The following is a 20,816-nucleotide window of genomic DNA, read 5'->3' as shown; positions in this document are numbered from 1 at the left end:
GCCCCGCGCCCGGGTGGGGATTCCGGCACAAGCGGGCCCGACCGGGCCCGATTCGATCCGGTGGCGGGCACCGGTTCGCCCTCATCCGGTGCCGGGCCGGTCGCCGGTCTGACAGGATCCGATGCCGTGCGGAAATCTCCGATCCATCTCGACGCGGACACCGCGGGTGTGCTGCGGCGCGACCGGGTCGCGATCACGGCCGGGTTCGTCGTCTACGCCGCCGCGCTGGTGTGGCGGATCGGCGCGCAGGCGGTGCTGCCCGCGCTGCTGGTCTTCGGGTTGCTCGCCGCCGCCCTCGTGGTGTGCGACATCCGGTTGCTCCGGCTGCCCGACGCCCTCACCCTGCCCGGATACCCGCTGCTCGCGGCACTGTTGCTGATCCCCCTCGACGGGGACGCCTATGGGCGTGGACTGATCGCGATGGCGGCCGCCTACCTCGTGCACCTCGTGCTCGCCCTGGCCGGTGTGGGGGTGGGCCTGGGCGATGCCAAGGCGGCGGGCCTGGTCGGGCTGGTGGTCGGCCGGCTGTCCTGGGCGGCGCTGATCCAGGCGCTGGTGCTCGCGTATGTCGCCGTCGGCCTGTTCGCGGTCGTCCTGGCGGTCACCCGGCGCGCCGGGCGCGGCGGTTCGGTGCCGTTCGGGCCGTTCCTGCTGGGCGCGGCACTGGTCGTCATACTGCTGCACGGCGCATGACGGGTCGTCACGGCATGTGTTCGTCCGGCTGGACGCGCCGCCGGCCGGGGGGCTCGTGCCCGCCCGGCCGGGTGCGGCTCAGTCGTCCAACAGGTCTCGCAGCAACTCCACGGTGAGCGGCTCCGGTTCGGCGCCCAGTCCGGCCAGCAGGCCGTCCAGGCGGTCCACGTAGTAGTCCAACTCCGCGCGGTCGCCCGTTATGTGCGTCGCCCGGAACATGGTCCGGTAGAGCATCTGCGACTCCGGGCACACCACCAGGCCGACCGAGCAGGCCCGCTTGGCGGCCTGCGGGTCGTGATTGTCCAGGTGGTAGTCGGCCAGCCGGGCCGCCACGTCGACGATCTCGGCGATCATCTGCTGGCGGAACGGCTCGGCCCACACGTAGCGGCGCGGACCCACCCCGTCGAACGGCGCGTCGCGCACTATGTCCAGGGCCCGTGCGTAGTCCATCGCCACCTCGTGGCTCCCGTACAGGCCGGGCGCGACCAGTTCGCGGAAGCGGAACCAGTCGCAGGCGAAGCCGGGCCCGAACGCGTAGCCCTCGGCGCCGGCCGCGGCGGGCAGGTGGCTCGTACCGTCCTGGCTCGTGCCCACCCAGCGACGCAGTTGGCTGATCGCCGAGTTCCGCGCGGTCGCGGTGACACCCAGCGGCCAGACGGCGGCGTCGAGTTCGGTCAGCGGGCGGCCCGGGTGCAGCGCGATCCACGCGGCGAGTTCGGTCAGTCGGGCCCGGCGGCCGTGCTCGACCTCCTCGCCGACGCCGATCAGATCGACCTGACCCAGTATCCGAATCTCCGGGTAGGTCGGCGCGAAGCCCTCGGCGGCCCGGCCGATCGCCGCCGGTGCCTCGGCCGGCAACGCGGCCACCGGGGGCGCCACATCCCACGCCGAGCCGACCTCGGGCGCGTCCGCCGCCGGTTCGACCTCCGGCGCGACCACCGGGAACATCCCGGAGTCCGCGGCGGTCGGGGCCTCGTGCACCTGCCCGGGGGCGCCCCAGTACTCGGCGGACGGCATCTCGACACCACCGACCACGTCGGCGGCGCCGACCGCGCCGGCCGCCGCGACCGCCGAACCGGAAGCCACCGAACCGGACGACGCCGGCCCGGATGCCGCCGGGCCCGCGGCCGCCGGGCCCGGTTCCGTCGGCGCCGGGGCGATCCGCTCGCGCCCGCGGCCCTCCATCAGGTCGACCTCGTCGTCCGGGCCCAACACATGGACCCCGGCGCCGGAGAGCACGTCCGCCCGCACGCCTCCGTGCCCGTTGGCGGCGTGTGCCGCGTAGGTCTCGTAGGTACCCTCCGGGGCGTCCGCGACGTCCCACGACGGAGTTTGCTCACCGGTGCTGGTCCGAGCGTCGATCGGCACTGCCGTTCCCTCGTCCGGGGCCTCTGCGGCCGCCGTCGGTTCGGCCGACTGCCCGGCGTCCCCGGCGGATGCGTGGGGGTGGTCCTCGGGATCGTCCACCCCTTCGAGTCCTGTGTCGTCGTGCCCGTCGCCCCCGAACGAGAACTCCGCCGGCGGGGTCGCGGGACCCGGTGCGGAGCCCGCCTCGGGCGCGGCGAGCGCGCCGAAGACCGGCTCGCCGAGCGTCGAGTCCGCGAAGTCCGGTGTCCCGAACCCCGACGCCTCCGCCGCACGGGCCACGAACTCGGCCGACTCGGGGGCCGGTTCCTCGTGACCCGGGGCGACGACGACCGCCTCGTCGGCGATCGGCTCGGCATGGGCCGACCCGGCACGGACCGATCCGTCGGCGATCGGCTCCTCGAAGGATGGCGGCACCGAGGCTTCTCCGCCATATGCCGGATGCGGATACGGCGGTTCCGCATAGGGCGGTTCGGCATATGACTGTTGCGTGTATGCGGCTTCCGCGGCGACCGCGTGTCCCGGTTCCCCGGCCGGCGCCGACTCCGGGCCGGCCACGGGGGGCGATGCGTACTCCCGGGTCGGCGCCGAGGGCGGGCCGTCCGAGCCGGCCGCCGACCGGAACAGCTCCGGCTCGGCCGCCCGTTCGGCCTCCGCGGTCGCGTGCGCGGTGTCACCGGGTCCGGGTCCGGCGTCCTCGTGCTGGTCGTCGGGCAACCACGGCAGCGGCAACGAGCCGGTGTCCTCCGGCGATCCACCGCCGCGCTCGATCCGCTCCGGCGGGGCCAGCGGCATGCCCGCGACGGGGAACACGGCGGTCCCCCACGAGCCGGTGTCGGATGCCGACCCCGATCCGCCACGACCGGCCCGGCGGGGGGTCGGCGCGGACCACCCGGGTGCGCCGAACACACGCTCGTCGGGCTCGGGGTCGGTGGGATCCGGCTGGTAGTACCCGGGCGAGACCTCGAACTCGGCCGCCACGTCGGCCACCGTCGCCCCGCCGACCCGGGCCGGTCGCTCCATCCCGCCGACCGCGGACCACGCGGCGGAGGACATGCTGCCGCCGCCGGCGCCGACGCCCACCTCGACCGACTCCGGCTCGCGCTCCGGCCGTTGGCCGGGGATCAACACCTCGTCGGCCGGCACGCCGTCCAGGTCCTTGGACACGGTGAACATGCTCACCAACGCCTGGTACTGCGGGTCCTCCAGACGCTGGACGTGCACGTCGGTGTTGATCCGACTCGGCGTCACCACGCCCGGCACGGTGGGCAGTCGGGTCACCCCGAGTCCGCTGAGCCACGGCTCCGAGTGCACCGGCGCGACGATCGCGGCGGCGGCGCGCGGGTAGGCGTTGGTCAGCCGTTGGATGTGCGGGACGTGCGCCTCGGTCAGCGGCTCCAGGGACAGTACGATCTCCGGCGGCCACGTGTCGGGCAGGATGCCCTTGGTCCGGGCCTGCCGGGGCGAGGTCAGCTTGGCGTCGTCGAGCAGGCCGACCACCTCGTCGGACCAGGTCGCCAGCCGGCTCAGCGCCTCGTCGAGCGAGTAGGCGTAGCGGAGTTGTTGCCGCCCCTCGCGTTCCACGTCGCGCAGTTCGCGACCGAAGCCGACCACCGTCACACACAGGTCGTCGCTCCACACGTTGGACAACAGCTCGACGGCGAGCGCGCGCAGCACCGCGAGGTTGTCCTCCCCGGAACCGTCGGTCAGGCCGATCACGCCGAGCGATTCCAGATCGACCAACAGCTGGCGTCCATCGTCGGTTTCACCCAGCACCGCGAGGGCCGGATAGGGCGCCGGTACGTTGGCCGCCGCGCTGGTGTGCAGCAGCTCGGCGTCGGCCGGGCAGGTCCAGTGCATGTGGTCGCCGTGTACCGCCTCGAAGGGGTACAGCGGCGGCGACGGCGCGGCCAGGTGCAGTTCGAGTTGTCGGTCGGTGAGTTGCACGGAGTCGATCAGGGGCAGGGTGCGGCCGGTGTCGGACATCCGGGCACACAGTGTGCGCAGTGTGCGGTCGAACAGGTCCAGCGCGTCCGGCGTTTCGGTCGCCCGCAGCTGCTGCTCCAGGTCGGCCGCCGCCGGTACGGGCATCGCGATCCGGCGCCCGTCCCGACGCACCGACTGCTGCAGTCGACGACGCACCAGCAGCGCGCCGAGCACCGCCGCGGCGCCGACCGCGCCCAGGGCGAGCGCGCCCACCGGTACCGAACTCTCGTCCCCGCCCGGGCTCGGTGCCTCGGCCCGGCTGCCGGTGGGGTTGGTGTTGTCCGCCTTCTTCGGTGTCTCGCTCGACGCCGCACCGGGCGCGCCCGCGCCGGCGGGCGCGTTCGGGACCACGATCGGGTCCTGCTTGGCGATCTGCGGCGGGGTCTCGACGAACGGCTTCTGCGGTTCGGCGGGAGGTTGCTGCACGGGAGGCTGCTGCTGGGGCTGCTGCTGCGCCGGCGGTTGCTGTTGCGGCGGTTGTTGCTGGGGTGGCTGTTGCTGCTGCTGGGGTGGTTGTTGTTGCGGCGCCGGGTCCGCGCCGCCTCCGCCCGGGATGGACAACGTCCAACCGGGCTGGATCGAGTTCGGGTCGGTCAGCGCCGCGCCACCCGACTGCGGCTGGTCCTTGTTGGCGGCGAAGATCTCGGGGTAGCGGTCGCCGTCGCCGAGCAGTTCCTCGGCGATGTCCGACAACGTGTCACCCGGCTTGACGGTGACCGTCGTCGGCAGCGCCTTGTGCTCCTCCCCCGGCGACTCCGGCGCGTGCGCGGCCTTGACCTCTGCGGGCGGCCCGGCGTTGGCGGGCAGGGCGAGCACCCAGCCCTCCTCGACGTAGTCCGCCGAGTCGAATCGCTGCCCGTTCGCCATCGTCTTGCCGTCGTTGAGCCTGGCGATCTCGTTCCAGCGTTTGCCGTCGCCCAGCCGTTCCTCCGCGATCGTCCACAACGAGTCACCGCGTTGCACGGTGTGCGTGGGTCCGGCGGTCGGCCCGGGATCCTGTACCCGGACCGGGATTTCCTGCTCCACGGCTCGACTCGGCGCACTCGACACGTGTTCCGGCAGTTGCGGCGCGGCCTGCGCCTCGCCCGCGGCCAGCGCGGTGCCGGCGGGCAGCATCAGCATGATGCCGCCGATCAGCGCGCCCGCCGCCTTCTGGCTCCAGCCCAGGCCGCGGATGCGCGGTGCGGACAACCCGCGCAGCTGGGCCGGGATCTCCACGATCACCGAGACGGCGAAACACAGCCAGGCGCCCCAGAAGACGAGGGCGAGCGCCGCGAGGAAGCCGCGCCCGTCGTCGGGTTGGGTGAGGATCTTGCCGATCTCGTCGAGCGCGGGCAGCCGGTGCGGCAACACGTCGGTGGTGGCCACGACGAGCGAGGCGGGCAGTCCGACGAGCAGCGCGAGCAGCACCACGAGGCTGAGCAGGCCCCGTATCAGGTCGAACAGGAATCGTCCGGGTCCGCGACGCCTGCCCCGGTCGGCACGATTTCGTGCGTGTGCCCCGGTGCCCGGACCGGCGCCGGGACGAGGGCCTTGGGTAACGGTCACGGTGCGTCCTCCGGGTTTCGGATCCCATGGACGAGCCCGGCACGGGCATGGCCTTTGACGGTGACGGTGGAGACGCCGAAGAAGGCGGCCACCCTGGTCCTGTATTCGATGGTCACGTAGACGTCGATCCGGCGACCGTCCTTGGTGACCACGGCATGTCGGCTCTTCACCATGGTGTGGGTGTCGAGATAGCTCTCCGCGGCGCGCGTGGCGTCCGCCTTCGTGACCACGATCGCCGTCCCCGGGATGGCCTTGGTCGGATCGATCGCCTGCCCGGCGGCCCGGGCGGCCTCCTGGGCGAACGCGTCGGCCTTGGAGTCGGCGCGCAACTTGCCGCCGCCGTCGATGACCAGGCCGACGAGCAGGATGATCACCGCCATCATGATCGCGAGCATGATGGCGAGGCTGCCGCGATCCCCGGGGTCGGGAGCGACGTCGGCGCCGCGAACACGTGTGCGCGCCATGGATGTCATCCCTTCCTCCCCCGGTAGGTGTCCAGCACCGAGGTGAAGGTGCCGTGCAGGGTCTTCGAACCCGGGATGCCGGGGAAGGCCACGTCGGACAACGACACCGTGCACGTGACCGAGACGGTGACGATTCCCGGCGTACCGGGGGCGGTGTCGAAGCCCGGCAGCTTGACGTCCGTGTACGGCGTGCAGTGAATCCCGTCCTGGGCGAGCGAACTCGCCACGGCCGCTCTGGCGTTGACCTCCGCATGCCCCGGGTCCCGGGCGATCGACGCCTCCCGGGCCCCCGCCTTGGCCGCCGCGTCCACGCCGTTGCCGGCCACCGAGGTTCGGCCGAACGCGATGATCAGACACAGGAACGCGATCAACACGGGCGTGAGTATCGCCGCCTCGAGAGCGAACGACCCCTCGTCCGCCCGCAGGCTCCCCCTGTACACGCTCGTCCCCCACATGTTCATCCGCCCGAACTCGTCCACCGCTCGAAGACGCCGTCCGCGTGTTGCGTGATGGTCAGACTCCCGATCCCGGGCACTATCGACAACGACGTACCCCGAACGGTCACCCGGATCCGTCCCCCGTCCTGTCGTTCCGGAACGACCCTCGGATCCTTGAGCATTCCCCCGCCGAGGTCCTTGACCACCTCTCGGCCGCGCTCTTCCGCCTTCCCGAAGTCCCCCTCCGTCGCACGCCCCACCTCGACGCCCTCCTGGGCCGCCTGCAACGCCACTTCACGTGCGTACCACCACAGGCAGACCTGGATCACCGACAAGAGCACGAGGATGAACACCGGGAAGATGATCGCCATCGAAATGGACATGCTGCCGCGATCCGACCCGCCTGCCTGGCGCAGGCGGCGTCGGATCGCGGCGATGGGTCGGCTTCGTCGTGCGTCGGTCATCGAGACGTCGTCCGCGCTACTGACCCGAATCCGGCTTCTCGTACTTGTCGTCGGACGTCTTCAGGTCGTCCCGATACTTCTTGTACATCGTGATGATCACCGCCGCGATGCTGACGGCGGCGACGATCAGCACCGCGACGATGATCGCCGTCTCGATGCTGACCGCGCCGTGGTCGCGTTCCCTGCGCAGTCGTCGATAGCGGTCCACCAGACCACCGGTGACGACCAACACGAAGGCGATCGGAGCCGGGGCGACTCTGTGCACGGCGGTCTCGACACGATCGAGCACCGCGGGGGACGAGGAACCGGTTGACATTGCCTGTACTCCTTCCGGAGAACGGCTCGGAATCCGAAGGTCGTTCATACCGAGAACATCCGGGAAATTGCCGGGAATCCGAGCAGGATTCCCATGATCACCACGAGCATCGTCCCCGGAACGGTGAGCCGTTCCGAGTCCGCGTTCGCCTTTTCGTGTTCGTTCGCGAGCAGTTCCACACGCAGGGACTGGGACCGGGCGCGCAACGTGCCGTACACGGCGGCGCCCTCGGTCCCGGCCATCTCGATGATGTCGGCCACGTCGGCCAGTTCGGGCAGGTCCAGGTCCTTGGCCAGGTCGCGCAGTCCGTCCCAGGGGTCGGCGCTGCCCACGCGGGCCCGTGCCAACGCGTCCTGGATCCGGGCGAAGGCCCAGCCGTCCCCCACGGCCGCGGCCCGTTCCAACGCCTCCGCCGGGCCCGCGTCGCCCGCCCGGCCCAGCGCCACCAGGTCCAGATAGGCGGCGGCCGCGTGTTGGAACTCGATCCGGGCGGACTTGGCCTGGTCGCGCAGCGCGAAGTCGGGGATGAACCACATTCCCGCGGCCACCGCCAGGGACAGGAACAGCGGCACGTAGAAGGCGATCCCGACCCCGGCGGCGGTCAGCACCGCGGAGACCATCGCGGGCAACAGCAGGCCGAGCAGGGCCAACAGCGCCTTGGTGCGCACGAACTGCGCGACGGTCTCGCCGACCAGGTCGAGTTCGCGGTGCGGCACCCGAAAGCCCGGGATGTGCCGGACCATGGCGACCAGTCGGTCGTCGTACTTGCTGCCCGTCTGCTCCGTGCGCCGCTTCGGCATCCCGGACAGGCGGTGCAGCGCGTTGCCCAGGTCCGGCGGCGCGGGCCACAACTCGCGGACGAGCACGGCCACTCCGGCGCCGAGCACACACCCGCTGACGATCACCATGGGTGGGATCATGTCCACTCACCCCGCAATACGGGCGCGGTGTGCACACCTTGCTCCTGCTGTGCGTCCACCGCCCGGGCCGCCTTGACCACGCTGCGCGGATCCGCCACCAGGAAGCGGGGCTTGACCCGGTCGGCGGCCAGCGAACGCATCCAGACCAGGGTGCCGACGTAGGCGATCGCCATCAGCAGCAGCACCATCTGGCCGAGCGCGGTGCCGTACGGCGCGGCGTAGTCGCGGTTGATCACCACGACCAGGGAGGTGACCCCCAGGGTGATGTAGGTGATCCAGCGCACGGCCATCCGGGCGCCGGCCCGGTCCGCCTCGATCGCCCGACGCTGGCGCACCTCTTCGCGCACGGTCGTGGCCAGGTCCTTGAGCGCCATGGCGAGTCCCGGCCCGCGGTCCGAGGAGCGCAGGATCAGCGCCGCCGCGATCTTGTCCGCCGTGGCGTCGCCCAGATCGGCGGCGAACGCCCGCAGCGCCTCCTCGGGGCGCCATCGCGACTGCAATCGGCTGACCAGGTCGCCGACCTCCTCGACGATCGGCTCCGGGCAGGTGGCCCGTGAGGTGAGGATCGCGTTCTCCAGTCCGGCGCCCAGTTCGATCAGGTCGGCGATCCGTCGGGTCCACTCGGCGAGCGCGTCCAGGCGTTTGATCACACTGTGGTCGCTCCTGGTGGGCGCGAGCAGCCAGGGCAGCCCGGCGAACGCGGCGATCACCAGGAGCCCGGCGCCCAGGAATCCGGTGAACAGCCAGACCAGCGCGGCCACCACGACGCCGACGGACAGGCGGATCCGGCGGGTGGTGCGCTGCCGGGCCGTCACCGGTCCGGACCGCATCCGGCGCATCGCCGACTCCAGCCGGCCCGGCGGCTTGGAGGTCGGGTCGTCGTAGGTGCCGACGAGCCCGACGATCAGCCCGATCAGCCCGCCGACCAGCAGGCATCCGCACACCGCGACCAACAACGCGTCACCCATACGATCACCCGGCCTGGTGCAGCTTGAGCCGCAACGGGCGCCAGCCGTGCGGTTCGTCCAGCAGATGCGGACTGAACCCGGCCCGGATCAGATCCGGCATGTCCGAGGGGTACATCCGGGCCGTGGCGCGCGGATCGTCGGCGGTCGGCGCGAAGATCGTGTTCACGGCCGGGCGGCGGTGTTCGCCCATCCCGGTCACCTCCAGGACGTGCGAGACGAAGCGATGTCGTTTGCCGCCGATGGCCGTCTCGTCGATCATCCGCACGAAGACGACGTAGTCGACGGCGTTGGAGGCCAGTCGGTAGGCGAGTTCGGGACTCATGTGCGCGCCGTACTCCAGGCAGAGCTCGGCGATCCGGTCGAAGATCATGTCCGGCTCGCGCACGTGCAGGGTGCACATCGAGCCGCCCTCGCCGTTGGTCATCACGCGCAACATCGGCACGATCTCGCTGGAGCGCACCTCGCCGACGATCATCCGCGACAACGACATGCGCAGCGCGGAGGGGATCAGTTCGCCGATGGTCAACTCGCCGGCCGATTTGCCGTCCGTGCCGCGTTCGCCGTTGCCCTCGCGGGCCTCGATCGCCACGACCTGGCGCAGGTGGCCCAACTCGTGCAGGAAGAGCTCGAGTTCGGTTTCGAAGGTGCCGATTCGCTCGTCCCGGGGGATCTCGTGGGACAACGCGCGCAGCAGCGAGGTCTTGCCGACACCCTGGGTGCCGCAGATGATCAGGTTCTTCTTCGCCCGGACCAGCGAGCCGAGGAAGGCGGCCAACGTGCGGTCCAGCGTGCCGAGTCCGATCAACTCCGCGAGGCGCACGTCACGCACCCGGTGCCGGCGGATGGTCACGTAGGTGTGCGGGGTGACCTCGGTGATCGCCTGGAGCCGGGAGCCGTCCGGCAGCCGCAGGGCCAGGGTGGGCTGCGCGGTGGACAGGGTGCGCTCGCCGCTGCCGTGCCGGCGGGCCAGGTCGCGCAGCAACTCGCGTAGCTCTTCGTCGGAGGCGGTCAGCGGGGGCACCTGGACGCGGGGGCGGTCCGCGTAGTCGACCCAGACCGTGTCGTAGCCGTTGACGAGGATGTTCTCCACGGCCGGATCGGTCAGGTACGGCTCCAACGGCCCGGCTCGGAACAGCCAGTCCCACACCGCGCGCGCCATCGCCCGGTCCTCGGCGGGGGTGGTGGAGATGCCGCGCTCGCGGGCGGTGATGTCCGCCCACTCGGCGACCACCTGGGCGACGATGGCCCGACCGCGCTGCTCCCGGTCGCCGGTGGTCATGCCGGGCGCCGACTTGTCGAACTCGTGCAGTTGTTCGGCCGCCCGGTCCTTCAGTATCCGCACCACGGCCGGATCCACGACCGGTTCCCCGGACGGGTTGCGGGGCGGCTTGGGCGTGGTGGTGAGCGGGGCGTGTGGGCCGGTGCCGGTGGGCGCGGGCGCGGCGGACGGGCGGCGGCTGACCGTGCCGACGCCGTTGGCGCTCACGCTCGCGGTCGGCGGCACGGTGAACATGCCGTCGCGCGATCCGGTCGGGCGGGCCGCGCCGTTCACGTGCCCGCTCCCGCCGGGCACCACGTGCGGTGGAGCCGGCACGGCGGTCGGCGCGGACATCGCGCTCGGCGGAACCGGCGTGCCGTTGGCGGGAGTCGGCGGCGGGATGTGGCCCACGGCGGGCGTCAGCGAGCCCGCGCCGGCCGACCACGTGTGCTCCGGGCCGGTCCCGGGATCGGCGCCGGCCCGCTGGAAGCCCTCCGGCCAGGTGCGCAGCGGGGGCGGCGCGTAGAACACGTCCTCCGCGTCGGGACGTCCCGGAACGACGTGTATCTGCGGGGGGCCGGCGGTCTCGGCGGGGGGCGCGGGTTCCGGTTTGTTGTGCGGGTCCGGGTGCAGGGGGCGGGCGTTATCGAACATGACCGGCCTCCTCGCCGGCCGGGCGGTGCGCCGGTTCGGCCTCGGCGGGTGACTCGGGGCGAGGTTCGGGCCGGGGCTCGGGCTCGGATCGGCGGATGTACGCCGCCGCCTGGGCCCAGCCGTCGCTCGGCGCCGGCGCCTCGGGACCGGCGGGCAACTGCGCGCCGGACGTGGGCCGCGGGGCCAGCCGCATGCGTCGCTGGGCGGCCAGGTTGATCGCCGCGTCCGCGGTGGTCCGCGCGGCCCGCATGAACCTCGAACGCAGGAACCGTTTTCCGGTGTCGCCCTCGCCGTCCGACAACACCCGCGCGCGTTCCGGATCGAACGGCACCAGACCGAGCACGGGCGCCTCGAGGTGTTTGCCGATCTCCTGCCGGGAGTAGCGCCCCTGTTCGATCACCACGAGGGCGATCGAGTCGGATCCGGTCCCGTGCGTGTCGAGGTCGTTGCGCAGCGCGGTCAGCCGGGGCTGGGCCTGGGCCAGCGAGGGCAACGTGCCGCGGACGACCGGGAGTACCAGGTCGGCGCGGCGCGCGACGATCGCCGACGCGCCCGTGGTGCCGCGCCGGCCGAGGTCGACGATCACGTCGTGCGGAATCTGCTGACTGCCCAGCCCGGCCACGAGTTGCGAGATCGGATCCCACGTGTAGGCCAGGCCCGAGGCCTGGGTCGGGTCGACCAGGCCCGGCAACAACAGGCGTTCGCGGCGGCCGTCGGACAGGTCGACGAGTTGCCGAAAGAAGGCGTCGACGAGATTGCCCTGACGGTGTGCCACGCCCAGTTGGTGCAGGCCGTATTCGGCCGAAACCCGACCCTGGAGCGCGCCCGCGAGGATCGAACCCCCGTCCGGATCGGCCTCGATCAGGATCACCCGGCGTCCGGCGGGCAGCGGCCAGGTGAGCAGGAGTGCGAGCGCGGTCGAGGTGGCACCGGGCGCGCCCGTGCCGCCGGTGACCGCGACGACGGTCATGGGGTGCCTCCGGCCTTGCCCGGCGCGGGATTGGGCGCCGCGTCCGCGTTTCCGGTGTTGAGCACCACGATGGAGAACCGACCGTCGACCACCTGCAGGGCGAGCGTGGGGCCGTCCTTGGCGGGCACGGCCACGTCCAGGACGGCCTTGCCGGAACCGGAGTTCGGGTCGGCGGCGGCGGCTCGGATCACGGTGGCCGCGACGGTGACGGGCTGGGCCGGTACGGCATTGGCCCCGGCGGGCGCGGCGACCGCCGTCACGACCAGGATCCGGGTGCCCGGGGTGACCCGCTGTACCGGCATCCGGGTGGCGTCCACGGCGATCGGGACCAGCGTCTCGCCGGGTTGGATCGCGATCTTCTCGGTGACCTGATCCGAGGTCAGCAGGGAGCCCGCGCGCAGCTCGACGGCGGCGCGCTTGCCCACGATGAGGCCCTTGGAGCCGGATCCGATCGGGCGCAGCCCGGGCGCGTCGTTGATCTCCACGACCCGCAGGTCCTCGGCGGCGATCGTCTGGCCGTAGGGCACCGTGCGCGCCACGGCGAGCACCGGAACCCGTTTGTCGCCCATCTGATAGAACGCCGCCGAGCCCAGTCCGCCCGCCGCGATCAGCGCGACCGAGAGCGCGATGAGCGCGGGCCGCCGGCGTCTGGCACCGAGGCTGCGCGTGGGCGTGACCGGCATCGCGCCGGCGGTCGCGCCCGGTGTCGCGACGCCGTTGCCCGATGGCCGTTCCGTAGCTGCCTTCACCACCGGCTCCGCCCCCTTGCTCTGCCGGGTCCACCCAGGTTCCGCGCGGACCGTGATCCACTTCGGAGCTACCGCTCGTATCTTCCACCACACACACTGTCAGGTGAATGGTGAACGGCTCGAAAACCGCCGCCGAAGTCGATCATTCGATGCATTCCGCGACTTCGACGCACCCCGTCGACCAGCACGATCGCGGACGCCATGTGACGAACCCGACCCCACCCAAGATCACGGGCAAGCATCTCGTTCCGGACACCGAACGGGCCCCACGATGGTCCCGAAACGAGCCCCGCCGCAAGCACTTTCGGGCAATTGTTGGCCGACCGGGTACGGACCGCGCCGCGCGCGCCCGAACGTGATATCGCACGATCGAGCCGACGCCGCGCACCGTGCTCGATCCGGTGTACGAGGAACTTCCGGGCCCCATGGGCCAATCCGGCAAAACGGCGGATGTGTCGTCATGTCGATGCGGTGACGATCGGGTGTCGCGGCGGCAAAGCTCGGACCCGTCCGTGGAGTTCACACCCGTCGGCGGATCGCCCGCACCGGCAGGTGTCCCGGTCGCGGGAGCGCGCTCGTCCTCGGCCGGGACGGCTTGCCGGGAACCGGCTCCAGTTGCCACCGAGCACACACCGTCGCCACCGTGGTCACGATCTGGGCCAGGAACAGGTGTTCGCCGACGCACCGGTGCACGCCCGCGCCGAAGGGCATGTACACGCCGCGCGCACGCCCCCGGAAGCCGGGCTCCGCCCAGCGGTCCGGATCGAAGCGCTCGGGGTCGGGGAACAGCTCCGGATCCCGGTGCAGCGCGTGGTGGCTGTACAACACGTCACCGCCGCCCGGGATGTGATGCCCCATCACGTCGACGTCGCGATTGGCCCGGCGCACCACCAGCCAGGGCGCGTACAACCGAAGCGTCTCGTCGACAACACTCCTTGTATATACGAGGGCGCCCAGGTTCTCCGCGGTCGGCGGCCCGCCGGCCAATACCTCGTCCAGCTCGGCGTGCAGCCGCTTGCGCACGTCCTCGCTCCGGCCGATCTCGTGAAAGACCCACGAGAGGGTGGCGTTGGTGTTGTCGTTGCCGGCGATCAGCAGCGACACCACCTCGTCCCGGACCGCCTCCGGCGACATGCCCATCCCGACGAACTCGCCGAGCAGCCCCTCGCCCGAACCCGCGTCCACCGCCGCGGCGATCGTGTCGCGCAACCGGCCACCGGTCTCGGCGAAGCGCCGGTTGCCGGGCGTGGGCAACCGCCGCGCCCACTCCGGCAGGACCGTGCGGGTGAACACCTCCTGGATGAACACCGGCAACGAGCTCCGCACTTCGGCGACGGCGGCGTCCGCGGCCGGATCCTCGCCGAAGATCAGCCGACCGAGCGTGGCCAGGCCGAGTTCGCTCATCTCCCGATCGAGCGCGAGCGTGGACCCGGGCAACCACTGCGCGCTCGCGTCCTCGGCCCGACGCCGGATCACATCGACGTACCCGCCGATCCGGGACCGCTGGAACGCGGGCTGCAGGGTACGCCGCCGGGCCCGATGCAGGGGCCCGTCGGAGGCGGCCAGCCCGTCGCCGATGTGCAGCCGGGCCTGCTTGAAGAAGCCGTCCCGCTCGACGGTGTCCGCGTGTTCGACCAGCACGCAGCGCACGAGCGCGGGATCGTTGAGGACGTACAACTCCTTCGGCCCGACCCGGATCCGCACGATCGGCCCGTGCTCCCGCAACGAGGACACGAAGTCCCACCGCCCGCGCAACAACGCCGGGGTATGACCGAGCAACGGCACTGCGCCCGGGGCGATCGGAACCACGCGGCAACTCCTCGACGGGGACGGGGACGAGACGACGCGGTCCCCGAAGCGGCCGGGGCCCGCGGCCGGCATCCGCGTCGTGCGCCGGTTCGGGGCTGGTCCCGGGCCGGTGCGCCGACGTGTTCTCGCGGCGGGTTCGAGCGTATTCGACACGGTGAGCGGGGCGGCGGGGGGCCGGATCGGCCGGGGGCGAGGTGACGGGGGCGGGGCCGCCGGGCCGCGCCGGCGGCCGTGGTCGCGGCCGGCCTGTACGCCGCCTGCCGCCCCCGCTTCACTACCTCGCGTCCGGCTCGCGCCCCGTGCGCGGGAGCACGCCCGATTCGGGCCCCCTTCGGCCCGTGACCGGCTTCGGGTCCACACGCGCGTTCCGCTCCAGGTCCGACTTCCTGGCCACGTACGGCTTCCCCGGCGTGACCACCGTGGGCCGGCCCGTGGCCGCGCGCGGCCGGTGCGTCGCGATCGGGTCCGCGGTCGGTTCGACCACCGAGGTCACCGAGGCGGGTACCGACTTCGGCTCCCCGACGCCCGAGGCGGACGCGACGCCCACCCAGGAGCCCACCGCGATCCCGACGGTGGCGAGCACGGCGGCGACCGGCCCCACCGGACTCATCGCCTGCCCGGGCGGCCGGCTTCGACGACTCGTCATGTGCGTACCCCTTCGCCGGACACGGCGGTCCCGTTCGGACCCGGACCTTCCACACAGACAAATACGCCCGCCGACCGGGCCGCGTTGCACCGCCGACCCACGCCGCGCACGTGCGGAACATCTCCGAACCGCCGTGCAACCCGGGGCCGCCGGCACGCGTATCCCCTGTGACAGGCCCCTCGAAATGCAGGCAAACAGACGCCCGGCAACGGCCGGGCGCTCTCGAGCCATGCCCGCGGGGGACCCGGTGAGGAGGAGATCACGGTGCGCGATTCCCGCGACCACCCCCTGGCAACTCCGCTGCCGACCGCGTGAGGGAGGCAGCCCGTGAACGGGAGTTCCGTGAGTACGCCGAGGCCCGCCAGGCCCAGCTGCGTCGATCCGCGTACCTGCTGTGCGGCGACTGGTACGAGGCGCAGGACCTCACCCAGACCACACTGATGAAGATGTACACGGCGTGGGGCAGGCTGCACCGCGACGGCAATGTGGACGCGTACGCCCGTGTGGTGCTCACCCGCACGTACATCGACCAGCACCGCAAGGGCCGTTGGCGCGAGGAGCCGGTCGACGAACTCCCGCAACGGCCGAGCGACGAGTCCTCGTCGCCGGACCTGCGGCTGACCCTCCAGGCGGCGCTGCTCCGGCTGCCGCCTCGCTATCGCGCCGTGCTCGTGCTGCGCTTCTGGGAGGACTGGAGCATCGAACAGACGGCGGAGGCCCTGCGGATCAGTACCGGCACGGTCAAGAGCCAGAGCGCGCGCGGCCTGAACCGGCTGCGCGAACTCGTCGGCGAGCAGATGTGGGAGCTGTCCGAACGGTGAGGCCGACCATGAACGATCGCGACCTGTTCCGGCTGATGCTCGATCAGCCCGAGCCCGACTTCCCGAGCGTGGTGGACGCGGCCGTGGCGGGTGGCAAGCGGATCCGCCGACGCCGCCGCGTGGCGGTCCTCGGCACCGGGGTGGGCGTACTGGCGATCGCCGGCGCGGGGCTGTTCCTGGCGCCCTCGCAGCAGGCAACCGTGCGGCCGGCGACGGACGTTCCGCCTGCGGCGACGACGGGGACGATCCTGCCGACCCCCGCCGTGGACGCGCCGGCCTCCGCCGAACCCGCGTCGGCGGCACCGCAGTCCGCCCTCGACGGGCCCACGGCCCGAGCGGAGACGCGACAGGAGCAGATCCCTCCGGAGACGCAGCCGAGGAGCGGCGGCCGCACGACCCCGCCGACCACCACGCTCGAAGACGAGCGCAAGGCCAAGTGCCTGGCCGTCAAGGCACCCAAATGCCAGTGAATGGCCGGAAATTGAGGGATTGTCACCTATCGATGCGGATCACCGCCCTCCGAATGCGGATTGTCATGCGGTGATCACGTCGTAGCCCCCACACCCGCGCTCGGCCCCTAATCTGATCCCGGATCATTCGTCCGGAGTGAGGAGAGGGCCGGCGTGAACAGCACTGACCCGTGGACCGTGGATCGCATCGCGCATGCGCTCCCGCACCCCGAAGCCCGCCACGAATTCCTGCGTCTGGTGAATCTGACGCCGATCGGCGATCTGCCCGGCCTGCTGGCCCGCTACGTACAGGCGGCGGAGGAGTTGATCGCCGGCCTGCCGCACGCACGCGCCCTCGCGGCGCAGGTTCGGGCCACGGGCCTGGACCCGGACCTCGACGAGGTGGACGAGGAAATCGTCCGCAAGTGGATCTCCCGCGGCCGAGCGCAAAGCAGTGCCGCGTGACGTGGCGCCCGCGAATCGGTATCGAGCACCAAGAGGTCATCGACCGCTTCCCCGAAACCACGCTCAACCACTGGGGAATGCTGCTGTACAAACTGGTCTGCGACCCGTATACGGCCACCGTCCGCTACGGCGAGGACGACCGAATCGTCCGCACCGCAGCGGCGGGGCCCCTGATCGTGGTGGTACTGCTCAACGAAGGGACGACAACCGTCACCGTGTTGCAGGTCGTGCACTTGGGTTGACCTTGTGCTTCCCGCCCGGGACGCAGTAGTGGTCGGCCACTTCGCCCATCACGCCGTCGTGCCGCTGCCGGTGAACCTTCGGCTCACCGGTCCGGCCGACGTGGTTGCCGCGCTTGGCCTGCTTGACCTCGGGGTCGAGGACGCGACACACCTTGCGCACCTGCGGATGCTGACCGGGAATCGCATACGCGGAGGCCACGCCCGCGAAGGCGAGGCCGAAACATGCCACAACCATGATCGCTGTCTTACGGATCCTGCTCATTCGGCAGAAGATAGCGGAGCCGGCCCCGGCACACTAACCACGTTCCGAATCCCATTCCCCCGACCACACCCACAGGCCCCCCGCCCCACCACACCCGGCCACAAACCACAGCCCACCAAGCCCCCAGCACCGGCGCCGCCAACGGCGGTCGGGCGGTCGGGCGGTCGGGCGGTCGGGCGGTCGGGCGGTCGGGCGGTCGGGCGGTCGGATCGCAAAGCCACGAGGTCCCCGTGTCAAGAGCCCCATGCCTCGGAACCATCCGATCCGCACACCCTCACACCCTCATACCTTCACACCCCCGCCCTGCGCCCCGCACCTCGCCCTCCGCGCCCCCACCGCCGCATCACCCACACGGCCCCACTCCCACGCACCTCGCCACCGCCCGCCCAAACGCCACCCCACAACCCCAACACCCGCACCCACAACGGCGATCCCACCGCGACAACCCCCGCCCCCGTCCCGCCCTCCCCCACATCCACCATCCAGTCGGGTGGTTGACCGCCCACCCCTCCGCCTAAGCTTCCGCCCGCTCCGCCGTCGGCAGCCCACGGAGGGACCCACATGCCCCGAACCCGCACTCGCGCCAAGTTCCGCGGCTGGGCCATAGCCCCGTTGGCCGCCGTCCCGGCCATCGCGCTGCACGACCTCTTCGACTCCCTCGGCATCAACGGCATCAATGCCTGGTCGGCCGCCTCCGCCGCCCTGGCCCTCCTGTGCGCGACCGTCCACCTCGCCGCATCAACCCTCAACCAACGCCCCGACCCCCCGGACGACCGCGACTTCGAACTCCAGATCGCCGACCTCTGCCGCCGCGACGGCCTCCTCGCCGTCCAGGTGGCCTCCGACGCCAACGTCAAGGCCTACCTCCCCAACGGCAGCCTCGTCCTCATCCGCTGCGCCCCCATCACCCACGAGGCCCGCCCCCTGGACCTCCGCGCCTTCATCGGCACGGCCCACCACAACCACCAGGCCGACATCCCGGTCTTCATCACCCGCCACGGATTCACCACCGAGGCCCGCCACTTCGCCCGCCACCACGGCATCGTCCTACTCGACCAGCCCCGCCTATACCAATGGCAACAGGGCCACGGCCTGACCACTCTGGTCACCACAACCCCATAACCCCATACCGCCACCCACCAGCCCCCACCAACACCCCTGCCACCAGCCCGAATCCCCTCGACCCCACCTCCACCGAACAACCCCGGCCCCACCCCCGCCAAGTGGCCGAATCCCGCTACCCGCAGTGATCTCCCGAAGACGCTTACGACCCACCCGATCAAGTGCAATGATGCTTCGGCAGATCAATAGCGCACCGAACTCCGAAGATCGCACCTGCTGCGGGGGTGGCAGTTTTGGCCCGACCCACCAACACCCAACTCCCGGCAACCCTGCTGGCAGCCCTGGCCACACTCACCCTCCTGACCACGGCCTGCTCCTCGGACAACAAGTCCAAAACCCCCAAAATCAGCCAAGCCGCCCCCAAAACCGCCGCCGCGCCCCTCCCGCCCCCACCGGCGTCACCCCGGAGCCCGGCACCAACGGCACCGCCCATCAGCGAGGGCGAAGCCAAAACCATCGCGCAGAACTACTACGACGCGAGCAAGAAAACGAAGTCCGCCCATGACATCTCTGGGCTCGATCAGCTTGAAACGGGAACGCTGCTGGATATCTCCAGGGCGCGGCAGCAAAGAATTGTCAAATTCGGCAACAAAATCCAGTTGGCCGAAGAGGCGGCAGCAACCGGTGACATCCAAGTGGCCACCCCTCAGGGTTCCCCGGACGGCACCGACAGGTGGCTGCTTTCCATTGGCACACAGAAACTCGGCAACGATTCGCGATCGTCCCTCGGGGTCCTCCGCCAAGCCCAGGGCACAGGGCCTTGGAAAATGTCCTTCCTTGCCTTCGGTGAAGTCAAGAAATCCTTGCCGGGCGTCACACAGATGGCCATCCTTGATGATAATTCGGGCATCGACTACGGCGACAATACCTGCAAAGAGTTCGCTTCCGGTTTGACCGGGGGATCGACCACCATCACGTGGGGAAGCTCAGCGCAGAAGGCAATTCAGACGGAGCAGGCAAATAAGCAGGGCCTGATTGGCGTCACCAAAGGGGGAAACGTCTCCGTACGGACCGAGGCTCTGGTCGACAACCATGTCCCTGCGTGGAAGACCACCGATGGGCAAAAACTGGTCATGTGCAGTGTGAAGCTGACGTCGACCATGACGGCCGGGCCCTCCGGAAAATTCAACGTGGACCAGAGCGCAACCTACGAGAATCTCAGCGGCCGAGTCACCACATGGCGCAGCCTGGAAATCACCAATATTGGCATGTATGTATTCAAAGTTCCGGCATCGGGGAATGGGTCCGCAGATCTGGTGGCGAGTGCAGGTCGCCCCTTCTCCGTCGACGGAACCTCGGTATAGCTCCGACAGACATCAATTTCTGATGCATGGCTGACATTCCAAAAGGAGATGTCATGGCAACTCGTAGGGCCCTACGCAGTGCCGCCATAGCGTGCACTGTTGGCGTCTCAGCAGCGCTCCTGGTCCTGCCCTCGGCAAACGCAGACGTCAATCAATGCGGCAACCTGATCATCTGCATTGATATCCGCGTCCCGGGCGGAAGCACTGGCGGTGGAACCGGAGGGGCCACTGGCGGCGGGGCCGAAGGCGGCACCGGAGAGGTGGGCTTCCCGCCGGATTCCGGAATCGGCGGAAATGCGGGAAATACTGCCGGCCAGACGGGCAACAATGCTCCTCCGCCGATCGCACCCGCCGACGTGGCCCTCATGGCCCTCGCGCAACTCAAGCTCGAGAGACCACAGATCAAAGTAAATCCGGCCGACGGAAAACTTGGTCTGGTAGGCCTACCGGTGTGGATGTGGATCGACTCCCCGGCGGCAAACGTTTGGTCATCGGCCTGGCTTTCCAAGGAATTGAAAGTAGGAGACGTCAGCGTCACCGTCTTTGCACGTTCGGCCAAAATCGAATGGGATATGGGGGACGGCAGCAAAATTCTGTGTGACGGACCCGGCAGGCCATACCAGCCTTCCGATCTCAACAAAATGGGTCCATGCAGCCACAAGTACACGACAACATCGAAGGGTGGAGTCGACGACAAATTTACCGTCACTGCAACCGTGTTCTGGGATGCTTACTACGTCGACGCCAGTGGCCGTCATAACCTCCCCGGTATGACCGGCGCCAACTCAACCACGGTTCGTATCGGCGAACTACAGGTCGTCAACTAACATCCGGGCAGGCACGAAAAGATCTCCTGGTCGATATCTACAATAAGTCGTGAAGCGACTTCCGATGGAATTCAACT

At 70.6% G+C, this 20,816-nt stretch carries 21 protein-coding genes; 8 read left to right on the top strand and 13 right to left on the bottom strand.

The window, feature by feature from the left end:
* Positions 1-126: 126 nt before the first annotated feature.
* Complete coding sequence (locus tag EMA17_RS26040; RefSeq protein WP_160161559.1) at positions 127-693, top strand: prepilin peptidase; 567 nt, start codon at positions 127-129, stop codon at positions 691-693.
* Positions 694-771: 78 nt separating this feature from the next.
* Here EMA17_RS26040 and EMA17_RS26035 read toward each other — a convergent pair whose 3' ends face one another.
* From EMA17_RS26035 to EMA17_RS25980, 12 genes are all read right to left on the bottom strand, one after another.
* Positions 772-5,592, bottom strand: coding sequence for a LysM peptidoglycan-binding domain-containing protein (locus tag EMA17_RS26035; protein ID WP_126639548.1), 4,821 nt, complete (start codon positions 5,590-5,592; stop codon positions 772-774).
* Positions 5,589-6,056, bottom strand: a complete 468-nt coding sequence (locus EMA17_RS26030) for a pilus assembly protein TadG-related protein (protein WP_160161558.1) — start codon at positions 6,054-6,056, stop codon at positions 5,589-5,591. Before EMA17_RS26030 ends, EMA17_RS26035 begins: the two co-directional genes overlap by 4 nt.
* 5 nt (positions 6,057-6,061) lie before the next feature.
* A complete protein-coding gene (locus EMA17_RS26025) occupies positions 6,062-6,511 on the bottom strand; it encodes a TadE family protein (RefSeq protein WP_126639627.1) in 450 nt (149 codons plus the stop codon).
* Between the two features lie 2 nt (positions 6,512-6,513).
* Positions 6,514-6,876, bottom strand: coding sequence for a TadE/TadG family type IV pilus assembly protein (locus EMA17_RS26020; RefSeq protein ID WP_160161557.1), 363 nt, complete (start codon positions 6,874-6,876; stop codon positions 6,514-6,516).
* A gap of 97 nt (positions 6,877-6,973) precedes the next feature.
* On the bottom strand, positions 6,974-7,273 hold the full coding sequence (locus EMA17_RS26015; protein WP_126639545.1) for a hypothetical protein: 300 nt from the start codon (positions 7,271-7,273) through the stop codon (positions 6,974-6,976).
* Positions 7,274-7,317: 44 nt separating this feature from the next.
* The gene (locus EMA17_RS26010) at positions 7,318-8,181 is read right to left on the bottom strand and encodes a type II secretion system F family protein (protein WP_246126894.1); all 864 of its coding nucleotides are present in this window, start codon (positions 8,179-8,181) and stop codon (positions 7,318-7,320) included.
* A gap of 8 nt (positions 8,182-8,189) precedes the next feature.
* Positions 8,190-9,161, bottom strand: coding sequence for a type II secretion system F family protein (locus tag EMA17_RS26005; RefSeq protein ID WP_126639543.1), 972 nt, complete (start codon positions 9,159-9,161; stop codon positions 8,190-8,192).
* Positions 9,162-9,165: 4 nt separating this feature from the next.
* A complete protein-coding gene (locus EMA17_RS26000) occupies positions 9,166-11,073 on the bottom strand; it encodes a TadA family conjugal transfer-associated ATPase (RefSeq protein ID WP_126639542.1) in 1,908 nt (635 codons plus the stop codon).
* Positions 11,063-12,043 (bottom strand): CpaE/TadZ family protein, encoded by a 981-nt coding sequence (locus EMA17_RS25995; protein WP_126639541.1) that lies wholly within the window; start codon positions 12,041-12,043, stop codon positions 11,063-11,065. Before EMA17_RS25995 ends, EMA17_RS26000 begins: the two co-directional genes overlap by 11 nt.
* Positions 12,040-12,792 carry an SAF domain-containing protein gene (locus tag EMA17_RS25990; protein WP_126639540.1) on the bottom strand — a complete coding sequence of 251 codons (753 nt, stop codon included), beginning with the start codon at positions 12,790-12,792 and terminating at the stop codon, positions 12,040-12,042. The genes EMA17_RS25995 and EMA17_RS25990 overlap by 4 nt, the downstream gene beginning before the upstream one ends.
* 519 nt (positions 12,793-13,311) lie before the next feature.
* Positions 13,312-14,601, bottom strand: coding sequence for a cytochrome P450 (locus EMA17_RS25985; protein WP_160161556.1), 1,290 nt, complete (start codon positions 14,599-14,601; stop codon positions 13,312-13,314).
* Between the two features lie 274 nt (positions 14,602-14,875).
* The gene (locus EMA17_RS25980) at positions 14,876-15,247 is read right to left on the bottom strand and encodes a hypothetical protein (RefSeq protein WP_126639538.1); all 372 of its coding nucleotides are present in this window, start codon (positions 15,245-15,247) and stop codon (positions 14,876-14,878) included.
* 311 nt (positions 15,248-15,558) lie between these two features.
* On the opposite strand from EMA17_RS25980, the gene EMA17_RS25975 reads away from it, so the two are divergent.
* The 4 genes from EMA17_RS25975 (at position 15,559) to EMA17_RS25960 (ending at position 17,224) form a co-directional block, all read left to right on the top strand.
* Entirely contained in the window at positions 15,559-16,068 is a 510-nt protein-coding gene (locus tag EMA17_RS25975; RefSeq protein ID WP_126639537.1) for a SigE family RNA polymerase sigma factor, read from the top strand.
* An 8-nt stretch (positions 16,069-16,076) separates the two neighbouring features.
* Entirely contained in the window at positions 16,077-16,538 is a 462-nt protein-coding gene (locus EMA17_RS25970; RefSeq protein ID WP_126639536.1) for a hypothetical protein, read from the top strand.
* Positions 16,539-16,691: 153 nt separating this feature from the next.
* Positions 16,692-16,982: a DUF1759 domain-containing protein gene (locus tag EMA17_RS25965; protein WP_126639535.1), complete on the top strand. Its 291-nt coding sequence runs from the start codon at positions 16,692-16,694 to the stop codon at positions 16,980-16,982.
* Positions 16,979-17,224 (top strand): hypothetical protein, encoded by a 246-nt coding sequence (locus tag EMA17_RS25960; RefSeq protein ID WP_078974732.1) that lies wholly within the window; start codon positions 16,979-16,981, stop codon positions 17,222-17,224. Before EMA17_RS25965 ends, EMA17_RS25960 begins: the two co-directional genes overlap by 4 nt.
* On the opposite strand, the gene EMA17_RS25955 is transcribed toward EMA17_RS25960, so the two are convergent.
* Positions 17,193-17,486 carry a hypothetical protein gene (locus EMA17_RS25955; RefSeq protein ID WP_126639534.1) on the bottom strand — a complete coding sequence of 98 codons (294 nt, stop codon included), beginning with the start codon at positions 17,484-17,486 and terminating at the stop codon, positions 17,193-17,195. The two genes, EMA17_RS25960 and EMA17_RS25955, sit on opposite strands and share 32 nt — an antisense overlap.
* A gap of 561 nt (positions 17,487-18,047) precedes the next feature.
* Between EMA17_RS25955 and EMA17_RS25945 the strand changes: the two genes are divergently transcribed.
* From EMA17_RS25945 to EMA17_RS25935, 3 genes are all read left to right on the top strand, one after another.
* Positions 18,048-18,608, top strand: a complete 561-nt coding sequence (locus EMA17_RS25945) for a restriction endonuclease (RefSeq protein WP_126639532.1) — start codon at positions 18,048-18,050, stop codon at positions 18,606-18,608.
* A 224-nt stretch (positions 18,609-18,832) separates the two neighbouring features.
* A complete protein-coding gene (locus tag EMA17_RS25940) occupies positions 18,833-19,912 on the top strand; it encodes a DUF8094 domain-containing protein (RefSeq protein WP_160161555.1) in 1,080 nt (359 codons plus the stop codon).
* A 53-nt stretch (positions 19,913-19,965) separates the two neighbouring features.
* Complete coding sequence (locus EMA17_RS25935) at positions 19,966-20,739, top strand: hypothetical protein (RefSeq protein WP_126639530.1); 774 nt, start codon at positions 19,966-19,968, stop codon at positions 20,737-20,739.
* Positions 20,740-20,816 lie beyond the last annotated feature (77 nt).

Origin of the sequence: Embleya hyalina (assembly GCF_003967355.1) — a bacterium.
Taxonomy (GTDB): Bacteria; Actinomycetota; Actinomycetes; order Streptomycetales; family Streptomycetaceae; genus Embleya; species Embleya hyalina.
This window is presented reverse-complemented; position numbering and strand designations above follow the sequence as displayed.